The organism is Ralstonia sp. SET104 (assembly GCF_003851545.1).
In the GTDB taxonomy this organism is placed as follows: Bacteria; Pseudomonadota; Gammaproteobacteria; order Burkholderiales; family Burkholderiaceae; genus Ralstonia.
Window position 1 is genome coordinate 99,217 of sequence record NZ_BHVX01000005.1, and the last position, 17,546, is coordinate 116,762.

15 protein-coding genes are annotated in these 17,546 nt (G+C 62.8%); 7 read left to right on the forward strand and 8 right to left on the reverse strand.

The genetic code is table 11. The features are described from left to right. Position 1: 1 nt before the first annotated feature. Positions 2–1,195, forward strand: a complete 1,194-nt coding sequence (locus PSUB009319_RS08370) for a mandelate racemase/muconate lactonizing enzyme family protein (protein WP_124381775.1) — start codon at positions 2–4, stop codon at positions 1,193–1,195. Positions 1,196–1,584: 389 nt separating this feature from the next. Here PSUB009319_RS08370 and PSUB009319_RS08375 read toward each other — a convergent pair whose 3' ends face one another. Beyond that, a complete protein-coding gene (locus tag PSUB009319_RS08375; protein WP_124381776.1) occupies positions 1,585–2,520 on the reverse strand; it encodes a LysR family transcriptional regulator in 936 nt (311 codons plus the stop codon). A gap of 125 nt (positions 2,521–2,645) precedes the next feature. On the opposite strand from PSUB009319_RS08375, the gene PSUB009319_RS08380 reads away from it, so the two are divergent. The 6 genes from PSUB009319_RS08380 to ttdB all read left to right on the forward strand — a co-directional run bounded on the left by PSUB009319_RS08380 (position 2,646) and on the right by ttdB (position 9,734). Further along, positions 2,646–3,734, forward strand: a complete 1,089-nt coding sequence (locus PSUB009319_RS08380; protein ID WP_124381777.1) for a tartrate dehydrogenase — start codon at positions 2,646–2,648, stop codon at positions 3,732–3,734. A gap of 343 nt (positions 3,735–4,077) precedes the next feature. Then, on the forward strand, positions 4,078–5,346 hold the full coding sequence (locus tag PSUB009319_RS08385; protein ID WP_124381778.1) for a glycerate kinase: 1,269 nt from the start codon (positions 4,078–4,080) through the stop codon (positions 5,344–5,346). A gap of 15 nt (positions 5,347–5,361) precedes the next feature. Further along, positions 5,362–6,780, forward strand: coding sequence for a pyruvate kinase (gene pyk / locus PSUB009319_RS08390; protein WP_124381779.1), 1,419 nt, complete (start codon positions 5,362–5,364; stop codon positions 6,778–6,780). A gap of 100 nt (positions 6,781–6,880) precedes the next feature. After that, positions 6,881–8,182 carry an MFS transporter gene (locus PSUB009319_RS08395; RefSeq protein ID WP_124381780.1) on the forward strand — a complete coding sequence of 434 codons (1,302 nt, stop codon included), beginning with the start codon at positions 6,881–6,883 and terminating at the stop codon, positions 8,180–8,182. 47 nt (positions 8,183–8,229) lie between these two features. Then, complete coding sequence (gene ttdA / locus PSUB009319_RS08400) at positions 8,230–9,129, forward strand: L(+)-tartrate dehydratase subunit alpha (protein WP_124381781.1); 900 nt, start codon at positions 8,230–8,232, stop codon at positions 9,127–9,129. Continuing rightward, complete coding sequence (ttdB, locus tag PSUB009319_RS08405) at positions 9,126–9,734, forward strand: L(+)-tartrate dehydratase subunit beta (protein ID WP_124381782.1); 609 nt, start codon at positions 9,126–9,128, stop codon at positions 9,732–9,734. The genes ttdA and ttdB overlap by 4 nt, the downstream gene beginning before the upstream one ends. Positions 9,735–9,938: 204 nt before the next feature. On the opposite strand, the gene PSUB009319_RS08410 is transcribed toward ttdB, so the two are convergent. The 7 genes from PSUB009319_RS08410 to PSUB009319_RS08440 all read right to left on the reverse strand — a co-directional run bounded on the left by PSUB009319_RS08410 (position 9,939) and on the right by PSUB009319_RS08440 (position 17,510). Further along, positions 9,939–11,687: a tannase/feruloyl esterase family alpha/beta hydrolase gene (locus PSUB009319_RS08410; RefSeq protein WP_124381783.1), complete on the reverse strand. Its 1,749-nt coding sequence runs from the start codon at positions 11,685–11,687 to the stop codon at positions 9,939–9,941. 134 nt (positions 11,688–11,821) lie between these two features. Further along, positions 11,822–12,721 (reverse strand): NAD(P)-dependent oxidoreductase, encoded by a 900-nt coding sequence (locus PSUB009319_RS08415; protein WP_124381784.1) that lies wholly within the window; start codon positions 12,719–12,721, stop codon positions 11,822–11,824. A 45-nt stretch (positions 12,722–12,766) separates the two neighbouring features. Next, a complete protein-coding gene (locus PSUB009319_RS08420) occupies positions 12,767–13,897 on the reverse strand; it encodes a porin (RefSeq protein WP_124381785.1) in 1,131 nt (376 codons plus the stop codon). Between the two features lie 58 nt (positions 13,898–13,955). Further along, positions 13,956–14,480, reverse strand: a complete 525-nt coding sequence (locus PSUB009319_RS08425; RefSeq protein ID WP_124381786.1) for a hypothetical protein — start codon at positions 14,478–14,480, stop codon at positions 13,956–13,958. A 117-nt stretch (positions 14,481–14,597) separates the two neighbouring features. Then, complete coding sequence (gene ligK / locus PSUB009319_RS08430) at positions 14,598–15,293, reverse strand: 4-carboxy-4-hydroxy-2-oxoadipate aldolase/oxaloacetate decarboxylase (RefSeq protein WP_124381787.1); 696 nt, start codon at positions 15,291–15,293, stop codon at positions 14,598–14,600. Next, a complete protein-coding gene (locus PSUB009319_RS08435; RefSeq protein ID WP_124381788.1) occupies positions 15,290–16,357 on the reverse strand; it encodes an amidohydrolase family protein in 1,068 nt (355 codons plus the stop codon). The genes ligK and PSUB009319_RS08435 overlap by 4 nt, the downstream gene beginning before the upstream one ends. Positions 16,358–16,367: 10 nt before the next feature. Further along, complete coding sequence (locus PSUB009319_RS08440; RefSeq protein ID WP_124381789.1) at positions 16,368–17,510, reverse strand: 4-oxalomesaconate tautomerase; 1,143 nt, start codon at positions 17,508–17,510, stop codon at positions 16,368–16,370. Positions 17,511–17,546 lie beyond the last annotated feature (36 nt).

Consider the following 17,546-nt stretch of genomic DNA (forward strand, 5'->3'; position numbering starts at 1 on the left):
CATGAACAGTCCAGACGCTCTCCTCACCGATCAGCTTGCTCGCGATCGCATTGAACACATCCGCATCCGCTCGGTCTTCCTGCCACTGGCCAACCCGATCAGCGACGCCAAGGTGCTGACCGGCCGGCAGAAGCCGATGACGGAAATCGCCATCCTCTTTGTCGAGATCGGTACCGCAGACGGCCATCGCGGCCTCGGGTTCAGCTACTCCAAGCGCGCGGGTGGCCCCGGCCAGTTTGCGCACGCCAAGGAAATTGCGCCGGTGCTGATCGGCGAAGACCCGAACGACATTGCGCGCCTGTGGGACAAGCTCGCGTGGGCCGGTGCATCGGTCGGACGCAGCGGCCTGGCTGTGCAGGCCATCGGCGCGTTTGATGTGGCGTTGTGGGACATGAAGGCCAAGCGCGCCACTCTGTCGCTCGCCAAACTGCTGGGCGCACAGCGCGATTCAGTGCGCTGCTACAACACGTCGGGCGGCTTCCTCCACACGCCGCTCGATCAGTTGCTGGTCAACACAGACATCTCACGGGCCAAGGGCATCGGCGGCATCAAGCTCAAGGTCGGCCAGCCCGATCGCGCGCTCGACGTGCAGCGTGTGGCAGCGGTGCGCGAGCACCTCGGTGATGACTTTCCGCTCATGGTCGACGCCAACCAGCAATGGGATCGCCCCACCGCCCAGCGCATGTGCCGCACTTTTGAGCCCTTCAACCTGGTCTGGATCGAAGAGCCGCTCGACTGCTACGACGCCGAAGGCCATGCCGCGCTGGCTGCCCAGTTCGATACGCCGATCGCCACTGGCGAGATGCTCACCAGCGTGTCGGAACATTGGGAATTCATCCGGCAGCGCGGAGCGGACTACCTGATGCCGGACGGCCCGCGCGTTGGCGGAATTACGCCATTCACCAAGATTGCTGCGCTGGCCGATCATGCTGGCCTGATGCTGGCGCCGCATTTTGCGATGGAGCTGCACGTGCATTTGGCCGCCGCGTACTCTCGCGAACCGTGGGTCGAGCACTTCGAATGGCTGGAGCCGCTGTTCAACGAGAAGCTGGAAACGCGCGACGGCCGCATGATGGTGCCAACGCGCCCCGGCCTGGGCCTGTCGTTGAGCGAGCGCGTTGCCGAGTGGACGGCTCAAGAGGCGGAGATCACAAAAGCGAGCGTGAATAAGGGACCGGGAGCGCTCCTGCCCTGAACAGGTACGTCGCAAACAAAAGGGGCTCCGGCTCCTCTTTCGTTGTTTCGATCGTCGACACACGAAACTCGCGCATCCCAGCTCACGGACTTACGACACCATACGCAGATGGCGGCCTCGGCTGTAGTCATGATTGGCGGCATGTGGTTTGCCGCATCTCGATGATTTTTTTTAATGATTTGAAATCGGATTTGGTTCTGCTTGATTTCGGAAGAAAGACCGACCCACCGGAGGTGCGGACGAAATCTTGGGCTACGTGGAGCTAGTTGGATGCCGCATGGATTGAACCGCACAACTACTCCCCAGTCCCGCCGATTTCGTCGCTGAACTCAACTGGCCGCCGTTTACTGAGATTCTCGGTTGCCACAAGAGCATTGTTGGCCGTCGTTCTACTGCTGAAGCTTTGCAAACTGCGCGGCGAGGAAGTCAACGAACAGGCGAATTCTGGAAGACAACTGGTGCCGATGAGGGTACACCGCATAGATGCTGGCTTCTGGTGTTGCGTATTGCGGAAGCACCTGAACGAGACGGCCGCTGCGTAGATATCGTTCAACATCCCATTCCGCTCGCATCACGATACCGAGGCCATCGAGTGCCCAGCTCACCGCGATTTCGCCATCATTGGTCGTGAGGTTGCCGCGCACATGGACGGCTTCTGTACGCGCTTTGGCGCCCTTGGCTGGCGTTAGCCGCCACACACCGTAAGCATCGCTCCCTTGCCGAATGCCAATGCAATTGTGGCGTTGCAGGTCTGCGGGCGTCTGCGGCTGCCCATGCTCCCGTAAATACTTGGGCGAGGCGCACAGTAGCCGGCGGTTGGGGGCCAGCAGGCGTGCAATGATGCGCGCATCTGGCGGCTGGCCAAAGCGCACGCACACATCGAAGGCGTCTTCAGATAGTGGAGGTGGATCCGCCGACAACTGTAGCTGTACGTCAACGTCTGGATAAGTCCGACTGTATTCCGCGATCACGGGCGCTACGTGCATACGCCCGAATCCAAGTGTTGCGTTCACCCGCAAGAGACCGCTCGGCTTGCCTTTGGCACTGGTTAGCAACTGCTGCAGGTCATCAATTTCTCCGAGGATGCGCCGTGCACGTTCGAGGAAAACTTCCCCCTCGGGCGTCAGGCTCATGCGTCGTGTGGTTCGGACAATCAACGGAAGACCGATGCGCGTCTCCATCTGAGCGAGGCGTTTGCTGACCGCCGCCGTAGAGATCCCCAGATCACGTGCGGCGGCACTTAGGCTGCCTGCCATTGCAAGTGACACAAAGAAACCGAGTTCGGACGGGTGTATGGCGCCAGCGCCGGTCGATTGCGTAGTCACACCGCTTCCCGCATTGTTAACTTCAGGTTGAGAACGGTTTAACTTTATATTCGATCCAAAACCACGTCTACCAAACAGAATCCTTCTCACGCCAGCAAGCGGTGATTCTGATCAGGAGACGAAGAATGAAGACATACAAGATTGCGACGATCCCAGGGGATGGCATCGGCAAGGAAGTCGTGCCCGCTGGGCGTGAAGTCATGGAGGCACTGGCCGCCGCAGGCGCTGGCTTTCGCTTCGAATTCGAGAACTTCGGCTGGGGCGGCGACTACTACCGTCAGCACGGCGTGATGATGCCGGAGGATGGCTTGAACGCCCTGCGTGGCAAGGACGCCATCCTGTTCGGTTCCGCCGGTGACAATCAAATTCCCGATCACATCACGCTGTGGGGCCTGCGCCTAAAGATCTGCCAGGGCTTCGACCAGTACGCCAACGTGCGCCCAACACGCATCCTCCCGGGCATCGACGCACCGCTCAAGCGCTGCGGCCCGAACGATCTGGACTGGGTGATCGTGCGTGAGAACTCCGAAGGCGAATATTCCGGTGTGGGCGGTCGCGTGCACCAGGGCCATCCGATCGAAGCCGCCACCGATGTGTCGATGATGACCCGCGTCGGTGTCGAACGCATCATGCGCTTCGCTTTCAAGCTGGCGCAGTCGCGTCCGCGCAAGCTGCTGACCGTGATCACCAAGTCCAACGCACAGCGCCACGCCATGGTGATGTGGGACGAGATCGCCGTGCAGATCGCCAAGGAATTCCCCGACGTGAAGTGGGACAAGGAACTGGTGGACGCCGCTACGGCACGCATGGTCAACCGCCCGGCCACGCTCGACACCATCGTCGCCACCAACCTGCATGCCGACATCCTGAGCGACCTGGCCGCCGCATTGGCCGGCAGCCTGGGCATTGCGCCCACGGGCAACATCGATCCGGAGCGCCGTTATCCGTCGATGTTCGAGCCGATCCACGGTTCGGCCTTCGACATCATGGGCAAGGGCTTGGCCAACCCGGTGGGCACGTTCTGGTCGGTCGTGATGCTGCTCGAACACCTCGGTGAGACCGAGGCTGCGCGTCAGGTCATGGCCGCCATTGAAGCGGTGACCGGCAACCCTGCGCTGCACACCGGCGATTTGGGCGGCAAGGCCACCACTGCGCAGGTGACCAAAGCCGTCTGCGACTACCTCGCTACGAACCGAACGGCCAAAGCCGCCTGATAGCAGGGTGGGCCAGGGCGACATCTGGCCCGTTAGGCCCGTTAGCCCCATAAGGCCCATAAGGCCACCAGTCCTCAGGGCACAGCGCGTCGTCACTGAAGCAGACAACAAGAGCTGCCAAGCGTGTGCCATCTACAGAGCAGATAGGAGACAGCAATGACTCGACGCATGTTCGGCGAGCTTTGTACCAGCATGGGCGATTGCATCGCGCCGTGCCGTGCCGTGGCGTGGTCACCGCACATACCGATGTGCCGCCGGCATCGGGCATGCCAAAACGCGCGTCGACTCTGCTCCGCTCTCTGCGCCAGCGCGTGCGCTGCTGACTAACCCATTGGGGAAAGACATGCACGACGACACCGCTCGCAAGCTGCTGCGCGCTATGTTTGACGCTGCGATCGCTGCTGCGCAACCCGCGCTGACGCTGTCCGCGACCTTGCCGGAGCGCCCGAAGGGCCGCACGATCGTGATCGGGGCGGGCAAGGCTTCGGCTGCGATGGCGCACGCGTTTGAACAGGCGTGGGGCAGCACGGTGAGCGGACTCGTCGTGACGCGGTACGGATACGCCGTCCCGTGCAAGCAGATTCGCATTGTTGAGGCGGCGCACCCCGTGCCGGACGCAGCCGGCCATCAGGCTGCACGCGAGATGCTCGAGCTGGTGTCGGGGCTCACGGAGGACGACCTGGTGGTCTGCCTGATCTCGGGCGGCGGTTCGTCGCTCCTGCCGCTACCGCTGCCGGGCATTTCGCTTGCCGACAAGCAGGCCGTGAACCGGGCGCTGTTGGCTTCCGGCGCGACCATTACCGAGATGAACTGCGTGCGCCGTCATCTGTCGGCCATCAAGGGCGGACGCCTGGCTGCTGCCTGTCATCCCGCACGCGTTTGCAATTTGCTGCTTTCCGACGTGCCTGGTGACGATCCCGTCGATATCGCGTCCGGCCCCACCGTGCCCGATGCGACCACGCTGGCCGATGCGCTCGACATCATCCGCCGCTACGACATTGCGATCCCGCTGCACGTGCGCGACGTCCTCGCCTCGAAAAACGCGGAGACCATCAAGGCCGGCGACGCACGTCTGCCGCGCATCGAAACCCGGTTGATTGCCACGCCGCGCATGGCGTTGCAGGCCGCGGCACGCGTGGCTCGCGAAGCAGGCCTTCCCGCCTACGTGCTGGGCGATGCCATCGAGGGCGAAGCGCGCGACGTCGGCAAGGTCTTGGGCGGCATTGCACTGGAGGTGGCCCGCCACGGTGAGCCGTTCCCCGTGCCGTGCGTGCTGCTCTCGGGTGGCGAAACAACGGTCACCGTTCGCGGCAAGGGCAGGGGCGGCCGCAATGTCGAATTCCTCCTGTCACTCGCACTCGCACTGCGCGGACAGCCGGGCGTTTATGCCCTTGCGGGCGACACCGATGGCGTTGATGGGCTGGAAGAAATTGCTGGCGCCATTGTCTCGCCGGACACATTGCAGCGTGCCTGGGGTCTCGGCATCCGTGCGCAAGACGCGCTTGCTTGCAACGATGGACACGGTTTTTTCGAGGCACTGGGCGACGCAGTCGTCACCGGTCCCACGATGACCAACGTGAACGACTTCCGCGCGATTCTGGTCGCGCCCTGATCTGGAGCTACACCCATGAGACGCCTGCGCAACGCGAAGATCGTCGCCACCCTCGGCCCCGCGAGCAACACCCCGGAAGTCATCGACGCCCTGTTCGAAGCAGGTGCCGACGTCTTCCGGCTGAACTTCAGCCACGGCACGCATGACGACCACCGGCAGCGCCTGGAGACGATCCGCGCCGTGGAGCGCGAACGTGGCCGACCCATCGGTGTCCTCCTTGACCTGCAAGGCCCCAAGCTGCGCATTGGCACCTTTGTGGATGGCCCCGTTCAACTGACCTCTGGTGCCGGGTTCCGGCTTGATCTCGAGCGCGATGCCCCCGGCACACGCGAGCGTGTCAGCCTGCCGCATCCGGAAATCTTTGCCGCCCTGCACAAGGGTACGGATCTGCTGCTCGACGACGGCAAGATCCGGCTGCGCGTGGACAACTGCGGCGCGGATTTTGCAGACACCACCGTCGTCAACGGCGGCACGTTGTCGGATCGCAAGGGCGTGAACGTGCCGGGTGTCGTGTTGCCGCTGTCGGCATTGACTGAGAAGGATCGCCGCGATCTCGACTTCGGCCTGACGCTTGGGCTCGACTGGATTGCGCTGTCTTTCGTGCAGCGGCCCGAAGATATCCGAGAGATCAAGGCCATCGTCCAGGGGCGTGCCAGCATTGTTGCCAAGCTCGAGAAGCCGGCCGCCATTCAGAGCCTGGAAGCGATCATTGAAGAAGCGGATGCGGTGATGGTGGCCCGCGGTGATCTCGGTGTGGAGATGCCAGCCGAACAGGTGCCCTCCCTCCAAAAGCAGATCGTGCGCGCGTGCCGCAAGGCCGGCAAACCGGTGATCGTCGCCACGCAGATGCTGGAGTCGATGATCACGGCACCGGTACCCACGCGCGCCGAGGCATCGGACGTTGCCACCGCTGTCTACGACGGCGCCGACGCGGTCATGCTGTCGGCGGAGTCGGCATCGGGGCGCTATCCCATTGAAGCCGTGACGATGATGGACAGCATCATTCGGCGGACCGAATCCGATCCGCATTATCACGACGCCATCCAGGCCTCGCACACGCCTCCGCGTGCAGACACCGCCGATGCCATCGGCTATGCGGTGCGCCATGTGGCGGGGCTGCTCAAGGTGCCGGCCACCGTTGCCTACACCAGCTCCGGATACTCCGCGCTGCGCATGGCGCGCGAGCGCCCCGAGGTGCCGATCCTGGGCATGACGCCACGCGTGGCCACCGCGCGCCGGCTGGCGCTGGCGTGGGGTGTGCACGCGGTTTTGTGCCACGAAGTGATCGACGTGCTGGAGATGACGGACCTGGCCAGCCGCACGGTGCTCAAGGAGCGCTTTGGCGAGAGCGGACAGTCCATCGTGATTTCTGCGGGGCTGCCATTCACGGTGGCCGGCACGACCAATCTGCTGCGCATTGCGCAGGTGCAGTGAAGAAGCACGCAAGACTGTGACCCGCGAAGTGCTACGAGAACTCGATCAAAAACGAGCCCGCACCGAGTTTGGGACTGTATGGAACATCAAGGAGACAACAATGGAACTAGACATCGAAAAGCGCACGTTGCGCAGGATCAGTTGGCGCATCGTGCCGTTCATCATGCTGCTGTACTTCGTAGCCTACATCGACCGGGTCAACATCGGTTTTGCTGCCCTGACAATGAAGGGCGACCTGGGCTTTACGGCATCGATTCTCGGCTTCGGCGCAGGTATTTTCTTCTGGGGCTATTTCCTGTTTGAAGTGCCCTCCAACATCGTGCTGCACAAGGTCGGGGCGCGCCTTTGGATCGCCCGCGTCATGGTCACGTGGGGCATCATCTCGGCGGCCATGGCGTTCGTCCAAGGGACCACCAGTTTCTACGTCATCCGCTTCCTTCTTGGGGCCGCGGAGGCAGGCTTCTTCCCCGGCATCATCCTGTATCTGAGCTATTGGTTTCCGGCCCGGCACCGGGCAGGCGTTACCGCGTTTTTCATGGCCGCCGCGCCGTTGTCCACCGCGCTGGGCTCCCCGATTTCTGCCGCGCTGCTGGAAATGCACGGCGTTATGGGCATGGCCGGCTGGCAGTGGATGTTCATTCTCGAAGCCATTCCGGCATTCATCCTCGGTGTGGTGGTGTTCTTCTACATGACAGATCGCCCCGAACAGGCCTCCTGGCTGAAAGAAGACGAACGCGCTTGGCTGGTCAAGGCCATGCAGGAAGCATCCAGCAACAAGGCAGCCAGCGGCAATCACAGCATCGTGCGCGGCCTGGCTGATCTGCGCGTGATTGCGTTGGCGTTGATCTACTTCGGTACCTCCGCAGGCCTGTACACGCTCGGCATCTGGGCGCCGCAAATCATCAAGCAGTTGGGCATGTCTTCCATGAAGGTTGGTCTGCTCAATGCGATTCCGCCAATCGTCTCGGTGGTTGCGATGGTCTTCTGGTCTCGTCATTCCGATCGGGCCGGTGAGCGCACGTGGCACGTCGTGATTGCGTGCGTGGCTGCGGCCGTGGGTCTGGTGGTGGCGGGCAGCGCCAACGGGGTAGTGGGCCTCATTGCAGCCCTCACGCTGGTGAACGTCGGCATCAGCTGCGCGAAGCCGCCGCTCTGGAGCATGCCCACGATGTTCCTGTCCGGTGCGGCCGCTGCCACCGGCATCGCCACCATCAACTCGATCGGCAATCTCGGCGGCTTCTTTGGTCCCGCGATGATCGGCTGGATCAAGGATCGGACCGGCAGCTTTGCAGGCGGACTCTACTTTGTCGCCGGCCTGCTCGTGCTCTCGGCGGTTCTCACGCTGGTGCTGTCAAGCACGCAGAAATCGAAGGCCGCTGCGGCGCAGGCAACGGCGCACTAAGCAGACCTTCGCCTCTACTCGTCCACCAAATTTGAATGGAGCACCACATGGATAAGGAAGTTGCCGTTCAGTCGTTGACTGACACCATGGCCAAATTCACGGCCTACATCGGAAAGCGGCTGCCCAAGGATGTGAAGACCAAGTTGGCCGAACTCCGCACGATGGAGACGAATCCGCTGGCGAAGTCCATCTACGATTCGATGGCCGGCAACCAGGAAGCGGCAGACAAATTGGATCGCCCCAGCTGCCAGGACACGGGCGTCATCCAGTACTTCGTCGAGGCGGGCGCCAACTTCCCGCTGCTGGGCGAGCTGGAAGCGGTATTGAAGGAAGCCACGGCAGAAGCCACCCGTATCGGGCCACTCCGTCACAACGCGGTCGAGACGTTCGACGAGAAGAACACCGGTACCAATACCGGCACGCAGATTCCCTGGCTGGACTGGCGCATCGTGCCAGGGCTCGACAGCTGCACCATCGACGTCTACATGGCGGGCGGGGGGTGCACCTTGCCGGGTGCCGCCAAGGTGCTGATGCCGGGTCAGGGCTATGAGGGTGTCGCAGAGTTCGTCATGGACGTCATCACCGAGCGCGGTGTGAATGCTTGCCCGCCGCTTCTGGTGGGGGTGGGTGTGTCCACCTCCGTGGAAACCGCGGCACGTCTGTCCAAGCTCGCGATCATGCGCCCGGTGGATTCCAAGAGCGAGAACCCGCGTGCGGCACTCATGGAAGAACTGCTCGAGCAAGGGCTCAATGAAGTCGGCATCGGGCCGCAGGGGCTGACCGGCAACAACAGTGTCATGGGCGTAAACATTGAATCGTCTGCCCGGCACCCATCCACCATCGGCGTTGCGGTCAATACCGGTTGCTGGGCGCATCGCCGGGGCAAGATCCGGATCAACGCGGACATGTCCTACGACATCATTTCCCACGAAGGAGTGACCCTGTGAAAAAGATTCTGACGACGCCGATCAAGGACGAAGATCTGCTGAGCCTCAATGTGGGCGATGTTGTTTACCTGACCGGCCGCCTGGTGACCTGCCGTGACGTGGCGCACCGGCGCTTGATCGAACAGGGGCGCGAGTTGCCAGTCGACCTGGAAGGCGGAGCGATTTTTCATGCGGGCCCGATTGTCCGGAAGAAGGATGATGGCGGATTCGAGATGGTGTCCATCGGCCCGACGACCAGCATGCGCATGGAGAAATTCGAGCGCGAGTTTATCAAGCAGACCGGCGTCAAGCTGATCGTCGGCAAAGGCGGCATGGGGCCCGAGACGGCCGCCGGTTGCCAGGAAGGAACGGCGGTGCACGCCATCTTTCCGGGTGGCTGCGCCGTGCTGGCTGCAACGCAGGTTGAAGAGATCGAAGGTGCCGAGTGGCAGGATCTTGGGATGCCGGAAACCCTGTGGATCAATCGCGTAAAGGAATTCGGCCCGTTGATCATCTCGATCGACACCAAGGGAAATAACCTCATTCAACAGAACAAAGAGCAGTTCAACGCCAAGAAGCGTCCGGTGCTCGACCGAATCAACAAGCAGCTCAGTTTCATCAAGTAATTTTCTGTCTCGCGATGGAACGGCTGCAGTTCGCTAAAGCTGTCTCCATTGACTCGTCTGTGCCGTTCAGCTACACCACGGGTGGTGCACATCAGGCCGGATATGGACAGACATCGGCCGCCTTCACCCATCGATATGGGTGATCTAGACGCGCAAACCAGCCACGATGGCGTGGGCTGGCTTGTGCGTCCGCTGCGGCCCCTATTAGGGAGCTGAGACCCCCTGTGTTTTTGCGGCGTACGGCGTATAGAAGCTGGAGCCAGCCCATGCGGGCGTCTTCGCGCTATACAGTTGCGGGCCCTGCGTATAGTTTGCGCCGTCGTGCCAGTCGCCCGAGCCAGAGTACTTGGCCACTGCTGGGTACGGATACACCGGACGCGAAGCGGTGACGTTGCTTGATGAGTCGGTCTGGTATGTCATGACAGCGCTGGGAGCCACTCCTTGCTCCGCCCAGGCGGTGATCTGTGACACCAGGTCGATGTTGGGCATGCCTTCACCACCACCACAGTGGGCCACGCCCGGCACCAGATACAGGCGCGCGAACTGACCGACGGTCAATTCACCCATCTGGTTCTGCATGGCTTCGTAGTACTGGATGGTGAACAGCGGCGAGATGTGCTGGTCAGCCCAGCCATGCCAAAGAATCAGCTTGCCGCCGGCCTTCTGGAAGGCGGAAAGATCCGGGTTGGTCGCGTCGTTGAGCGAGTGATTGGCTTGCAGGTAGCTGGGATAGAAGCTGGCGTCGTGATAGCCGAATGTGTTGATGTTCGGCATGCTCGGCGAGCCGGTGAAGATCAGGTTGTACGCCCCGCTCACAATCATGTTGCTGAACAGGCTGGTCACGGGCGCTGGGGCACCAGTCGAATTGGAGGTCGGCAACTCGACACCAATCCAGTTGGCCTCTGAACCAAGCTGCGGAGAACCCGCCAACATGCGCTGACCTGTCGTGGTATCCATCGGCCCACCGTAGATCTTGCCGGCGGTTGCCACTTCGGCGGCGGTCAGACAGCTACTGGTGTCAGTCGCACTCGCCGCGCATTCGATTGATGCCGGATCGAAGTTGCAGGTGCGCGGGTCCGCCAGCAGGCCATCAGGTGCGCCACTGCCGCCGCCGCAAGCCGCCACCACTGCTTTGTGCAGCACGCGAGCCTTGTCGGCATACAAGACAGCATTGCCGGTGTTATCGCCAGTGGTGCTATTCGAGATGACGCTCCAGCCGTGAAACAGTGAGTTCTGGATCTGGAAGTGTGCGGCCGGGGCCCCAGCGATGATGCCGTTGTAGTCGTTGGGATAGCGTTGTGCAGCCATCAGAGCTTCACGACCACCGTCAGAGCAGCCGACAAAGTAGGAATACTTTTGTGCCTGCCCGTAGTACGCCTGGATCAGCTTCTTGGCCGCGAGCGTGGTGATGTGCTGACCGCGGTAGGCAAAGTCCGCCTGTTTTTGCGTATCGGTGGTCCAGGTGGCATCCGCATCGGAGTGGCCCATGTCAGTGGCTGCCGTGACGAAGCCACCCTGCTGCACCAGTGGACAGGAGTAGCTGAAGCTGAACGAGCTCTGCTTGGTCGGGTCGCTCAGGTTGCCGCATAGGCCCCCACAACCCAACTCCGCAAAGCGCTGTGTCCAGGAGCTGACCGGCAGTGCTACCTCAAAGGTATTGGAGGGCGCGAGCGTGCCCTTCACCGTGCAGAAGTTGACGGACGCGCCGTTGACCGTGGCCGTCGTGACAGTGGCTGAAGCAATCGAACTGCCCGCCCCGCCGATGTCGGTGATGTCCACCGAAGCGAGCTTGGAACAATCCACCACTGGCGCCACAACCCCCAGCGTCGTGGAAGTGTTGGTGGTGGAACTGGTGGAGGTGCTCGTTCCGTCGCTACCGCAACCGGCGATGATCACTGCGCTCACACAAAGTGCGAAGAACGCCAGCAACCTAGAGGGACGCCATGATTTCATGCTTGTCTCCGTGTTGTTTTTGGGATGGTTGGGGCGAGCGAACCCGCCCCTGGGTGCCTCACGACCAAGTCAGGCGCCCGAGGGAAAAAGAATCGGGGGTTCAGATCAGCGTCCGCTCAGGGCACGCGGGTTGCCTACGGTGGGCCAGCCGTAGCTGTCGCGCGGATGATGCAGTCGGCATAGGCTTGCCAGCCGTCGCGTTCGGTCACGCCGTCAAATACGTGCGCTGCGGCGAGCTGCGCGACCCATTGCTGCTTGTCGGCGATCGCCTGTGACAGGATCGGCGCGATGCCGGTTTCTGCAACGGTGCGCGCGGCCTCACGCATCTCTTCAGCACGTCGCTTGCCGTGCTTGGCAACGCGGCTGAACAGATAGCCACCCAGCGTCGGCCAGTCGATACCAGGAAACGTCTCAGCCAGCGTGGGCAGCATGCGATCTTCCACGCCGTAGCGACGGGCGTTGGTGTAGCTCTCGATCACCAGCGCCTCCAACCCTTTGATGAGGATGCTCCGGCTCATCTTGATGGCCGATGCGACGCCGATGCGTTCGGAGACCGGCTTGGCGTCCATGCCAAGTGCGACCAGAGCGGGGCTGAGCGCCGCTGCATAGGCGCCGCCGATCAGCATCGGCACGCGAATGCCGTAGGGCGGCACCGACGTCATCACGCCCGCCTCCACGTAGTGCGCACCAGCGGCCTCGATGGCGCGTGCGGCCTGCTGCTTCACGCCGGGCGATGCCGAGTTGAGGTCGAGGAAGAACGCACCGGGCCGGATGCTGGCGGCCGCCTGTTCGGCCACCGCCAGCGTGTTGGCTGCCGTGACGGCGGAAATGATCAGCGTGGCCTGCGCGCAAAGTGTCTCGCAACTGGCCGCCGTCTCGATGGGCGCCGGCACCTGCACACGAACCGCTGCGTCGTGTGCGAACAGCACATCCCATGCGCATACGCTGGCCACCTCAGCATGCGCCGCCAATGCACGCCCGAAGATGCCGCCCACCTCGCCAAAACCGATCAAGCCCACGTGCCACGGTGCCATGTCGTTCTCCCCAAGATTGCTCTGGAAGTTGCCCTGAACTGACGCTCAGAACATGTGCCGAATGCCAATCTGCAGGCCGGTCTCGCCCTGGCCCCCGTCCGGCGTCAGGAACGTCCCGGTCGTGATGCTGGCACCTGCCATCTTGAAACGCGCAGTGTTGTCATTCTTCAGCCGCGAGATCACGCCATAGAGCCGCGTTCGCTTGGAGAGGTCATAGTTGACGATGCCGCTGACCTGCCACGCGCTGTTGCTCAGCGGAGAGCTATCGCGAATGGTGGCGTAGCCGGCCCCCACCGTTAGCGTCGGCAGTATCCGGTAGTCGGCCGACAACGAGTACGTGTTGTGGTAGTTGCCCGCCACGTTGCCCACCGGGCCGACCGCCGGGTCGTACTTGCCCGCCGGGTTGGTCAGCACATTGCCCGTGGTGGAAGAAATGACTTCGTTTGCCCGGAAGAATGCGAAGTAGACCTTGCCGTGACCGTAGTCGACGTTGCCGCCGGCCATGTACTCCTGCACCCGGTTGGTATGCGCGGCATTGGCAGCATTGAGGTAAGCCAGCGCGAAGTACACCGGACCCTGCTGCGTCTGCACTGCGGCCTGATACACCGCGTTGCCGGCCAGAGAGCCCGCCTGTTCTCCCACGGAGTAGTGCAACTCGACCTGCGTGTTAGCAAACTTGGGCGAGTAATAGGCAATGTCGTTGTCGACCCGGGCCAGCCAGTTGGCGAAGTTGTTGTAGCCGGAGCCGTAGGTGGCTGCGGCAAAGGCATCCATGTTGCCGGAGTACGAGAACATGGCCGAGTTCTGCCGCCCGGCGCGCACCTCGCCAAACGGCGCGGCAATGCCCACCCACGCTTGCCGATCAAACAGCCGGTACGAGTTCTGAACCTGACCCGAGCTGGGGTCGAAGCCGCTTTCCAGATTGAAGGTCGCGCGATACCCGCCGCCCAGATCTTCCGATCCGCGCAAGCCCCAGCGGCTTGTCATCTCGCTGTTGCTGCCAAGCACCGACAGTGACGTGCTCTTGCCCCCCACCGTGGCGGTCTGATAACCCGTGAATACATCCAGCACGCCGTACAGCGTGACGGATGATTGGGACGACTGCGCGCTGGCTTGCTGTGCACCAACTACCCCCATGGCCACGATGGCCAGCATGGCACTCCACTTCATCTTCATGTTGTGATGTCTCCTCGTTGATTTTTTATGGCTTTGAAACAGGCGCTGTGCCTCTGGCTCAGCGGCCTGGCTGCGGCGCCAGCAGCCGCTTCACGATCAGCGCCAGCGGCACCGTGAAGAAGAAATGCGACATGAACCCGCCGATGATGACGGCCGGATCCAGATAGTTCGGGTGGTTGTCGCCCGCGATGGCGATCGCGACATGCATCACGATCCACGCGACGATGGCGTAGAACAGCGCCACGAAAGTGGCTTCATACCCGCGCTTGCGGAAGTACGGCCAGATCATGGCGAACAGCACCCCCCAGCCCATTGCAAACACGAAGTGGACGCCCGTGCCGATCACATACGCCCCGAAGCCAATCGACTCCTGGAAGGCTTTGCCGAACACCAGTCCCGTCGCATTGCGGGGAATGCCTGCCAGCGGCATGAGATGTTGCGCGCCAACCCAGATCAGCGCTTCATAGATCCAGATGATGATGCCGCCTGCCAAGCCAGCCATCGCACCGGCGCGCAGCGTGGCGTTCAGGCTTGGGGAATTGGAGGCGTTGGTTTGAATGCCTCCGCTGACGTGGGTGTTCATGATGGTCTCCTGATGTTTGAGTAGGTATGGGTGTGCAGTCGTGGAATGCAGAAAGCCATCCGCCGCGCCGACTGCAAGCGCTGCGGACAGGGAAACAAGAGCGATGGGACGACCTGCCTAGTCGATGTAGCGCAGTCCTGCGCGCGCCAGCGGCTCGCGCATGGAGTACATATCCAGGCCCAGCTCTCCGGCGGCAAAGCGCGCGCGTTTTGCGTCTTCGTTGGCAGTGCGGGTGGCGGCAGCGTCAGCCACGGCAGCGGCGGATGCAGCAGGCACGACCACCACGCCGTCGTCGTCAGCGATAACCACATCGCCCGGGTTGACCAGCGCGCCGGCGCACACCACCGGCACGTTCACCGAGCCCAGCGTGGCGCGCGCACAGCCTTTGGCATGTACGGCACGACTGAAGACAGGAAAGCCCATCGCAGTCAGGTCTTTGACATCGCGTACGCCGCCGTCGATGACGAGGCCCGCAGCGCCGCGCGACCGGTACGAGGTGGCCAGCAGATCACCGAAGAACCCGTCGGTGCTGTCAGCCGTGCATGCAGCGACGACGATGTCGCCCGGCTGAATCTGTTCAGCGGCCACGTGCAGCATCCAGTTGTCGCCCGGCTGCAGCAGCACGGTGATGGCGGTGCCGCAGGCGTGTGCTCCGGCGTAGATCGGGCGCATATACGGCTTCATCAGGCCGATGCGGCCCATGGCCTCATGCACGGTCGCCACGCCGAATTGCGAGAGCGCGGCCACCACGTCGGCTGGTGCGCGCTCGATACGGCGGTGGACCACGCCGAGAAGATTGTTGGCGGTGCTCATGCGAGTTCTCCTGCAGTGGCGAGGGCGGACTGGCCATGCTGGCCGCGCGCCTTGAGCTGCGCGTCCAGGCGCGGGTACACGCGCCGTGCGTTGCCCTCGTAGATTTGGTAGCGGTCTTGCGCCGACAGGCTCTGCGCCTGGTCGATGTAGCGGCGCGTGTCGTCAAAGTAGTGACCCGTTTCCGGATCGATGCCGCGCACGGCACCAATCATTTCGGAGGCAAACAGGATGTTGTCGACCGGGATCACCTTGGTCAGCAGGTCGATGCCTGGCTGGTGATAGACACAAGTGTCGAAGAACACGTTGTTGAGCAGGTGTTCCTTGAGCGGTGGCACCTTGAGCTCCTGCGCCAGCCCGCGGAAGCGGCCCCAGTGGTACGGCACCGCACCGCCACCGTGTGGAATCACAAACTTGAGCGTCGGGAAGCGACGGAACAGATCGCTGGTGAGCACTTGCATGAAGGCCGTGGTGTCGGCATTCAGGTAGTGCGCGCCGGTGGTATGAAAGCACTCATTGCAGCTCGTGCTCACGTGAATCATCGCGGGCACGTCGTACTCGACCAGCTTCTCGTAAATCGGGAACCAGTACGGGTCGGACAGCGGCGGCGAGGTCCAGTGGCCGCCCGACGGGTCCGGGTTCAGGTTCACGCCGACGAAGCCGTAGTCGACGATGCAGCGCTCCAGCTCTGGGATGCATGAGGCGATGTCCACGCCCGGCGATTGCGGCAGCATGGCCGCGCCCACGAAGTACTCTGGAAACAGTTGCGACACACGATGGCACAGCGTGTTGCAGATAGCTGCCCACGTGGCGCTCGTCTCGAAACTGCCGATGTGGTGCGCCATGAACGACGCGCGCGGCGAGAAGATCGTCAGGTCCGATCCACGCTCCTGCATCAGGCGCAGTTGGTTGACGCGGATGGCTTCTGTCAGCTCGTCGTCGCTGATCTGCAGTTCGTCTGGCGAGGGGCCAAGTTCCGGCGTCGCAAGATTGGCGATCTGGCGCTTGCGCCAGTCTTCGAGGGCTTTGGGGGCGGTGGTGAAGTGCCCGTGGCAATCGATGATCATGAGGTTGCGTTCAATCGTTCGCGGACCAGGCCGCAGGAGGGATCAGCACCTCGCCGCGCATGATGGGACGCGCGGTCCGCACCAGTGCGCTGCGCGCAATGCCGTTCGGTTGGGTGGGGTCGGTTTCCAGTTCGACGGTGAACTCACCAGTCGGGTGTTCGACGCTGATGGAATGGACGGGGCCGGGGCTGGCCATGTGCGCGAGGCCATCGGCCACCGTGCCGGGCAGCACGCACGCCGTGCCCACGGTGACTGCCGCCAGCACACCGATCGCCTCGTGGCACACGCGCGGGATGAAGCAGCGCGTGGCAATGCTGCCGCCTTCGCGCGGTGCAGCAAGCAGGCACATCTTCGGGTAGCTCTTGTCAGTCACGTCGCCCAGACCCATCGCATGGCCTGCGGCCAGGCGCAGCGCTTCGAGCGTTCGCTTGAGCGGCGTGTCGGCATTCAATGCCGCCACGCTTTCGGCGGCGGTGCGGCCAAGGTCTGCCGCGCGCATCAGCACCATCGGCATGCCGTTGTCGATCAAGGTGACGTGGATGGCGCGGCATGTGCCGGTGGTGGGGTCGTCAAACTCAATGGTGTCGAGCGTGTTGCCGGTCGGCAGCATCGCGCTGCACACCGATCCCGCCGTATCGAGGAAATCGATGACGATCGGCGCCGCAGTGCCGGGCACGCCGTCAATGCGCGCATCGCCCGCGTACTGCGGCTTACCACCGGGCGTGGGTACCGTGATGTCGCACACCATGCCGGTATTGCGGGTCAGCACGCGGGCGCGGGTGGTGTCATTGCTGGCCGCGATCAAGCCAGTCTCCAGCGCAAAGGGCACCACGGCGGCGAGCATGTTGCCGCAGTTGGGCGTGGTGTCGACGGTGTCGGCATTCGGCTGCAGCTGCGCAAAGGTAAAGGCCAGATCAGCCCGTCCAGAGGTGTCTCGCGCCACGATGCCGACCTTGCTGGTGAGCGGATGCGCACCGCCCAGTCCGTCGATCTGGCGTGGGTCGGGGCTGCCCATGGCGGCCAGCAGGGCTCGATCGCGGGCCACAATGTCGCTGGGCAGGTCGCGCTCCAGAAAGAACGGCCCACGCGATGTTCCTCCTCGCATCAGGATGCAAGGAATGGCGTGCAGATCGGAAGCGAGCTTGAACGTCATGGCAGCAATGCAGCAGAGCAACAGGTGCTCGGAGTA

What these genes read in the sequence shown, in the direction of transcription:
- ttdA (WP_124381781.1), top strand. Translation starts at nt 8,230, where the DNA reads ATGGATAAGGAAGTTGCCGTTCAGTCGTTGACTGACACCATGGCCAAA.
- PSUB009319_RS08395 (WP_124381780.1), top strand. Translation starts at nt 6,881, where the DNA reads ATGGAACTAGACATCGAAAAGCGCACGTTGCGCAGGATCAGTTGGCGC.
- PSUB009319_RS08440 (WP_124381789.1), bottom strand. Translation starts at nt 17,510, where the DNA reads ATGACGTTCAAGCTCGCTTCCGATCTGCACGCCATTCCTTGCATCCTG.
- PSUB009319_RS08415 (WP_124381784.1), bottom strand. Translation starts at nt 12,721, where the DNA reads ATGGCACCGTGGCACGTGGGCTTGATCGGTTTTGGCGAGGTGGGCGGC.
- pyk (WP_124381779.1), top strand. Translation starts at nt 5,362, where the DNA reads ATGAGACGCCTGCGCAACGCGAAGATCGTCGCCACCCTCGGCCCCGCG.
- PSUB009319_RS08435 (WP_124381788.1), bottom strand. Translation starts at nt 16,357, where the DNA reads ATGATCATCGATTGCCACGGGCACTTCACCACCGCCCCCAAAGCCCTC.
- PSUB009319_RS08425 (WP_124381786.1), bottom strand. Translation starts at nt 14,480, where the DNA reads ATGAACACCCACGTCAGCGGAGGCATTCAAACCAACGCCTCCAATTCC.
- PSUB009319_RS08410 (WP_124381783.1), bottom strand. Translation starts at nt 11,687, where the DNA reads ATGAAATCATGGCGTCCCTCTAGGTTGCTGGCGTTCTTCGCACTTTGT.
- PSUB009319_RS08420 (WP_124381785.1), bottom strand. Translation starts at nt 13,897, where the DNA reads ATGAAGATGAAGTGGAGTGCCATGCTGGCCATCGTGGCCATGGGGGTA.
- ligK (WP_124381787.1), bottom strand. Translation starts at nt 15,293, where the DNA reads ATGAGCACCGCCAACAATCTTCTCGGCGTGGTCCACCGCCGTATCGAG.
- PSUB009319_RS08380 (WP_124381777.1), top strand. Translation starts at nt 2,646, where the DNA reads ATGAAGACATACAAGATTGCGACGATCCCAGGGGATGGCATCGGCAAG.
- PSUB009319_RS08385 (WP_124381778.1), top strand. Translation starts at nt 4,078, where the DNA reads ATGCACGACGACACCGCTCGCAAGCTGCTGCGCGCTATGTTTGACGCT.
- PSUB009319_RS08370 (WP_124381775.1), top strand. Translation starts at nt 2, where the DNA reads ATGAACAGTCCAGACGCTCTCCTCACCGATCAGCTTGCTCGCGATCGC.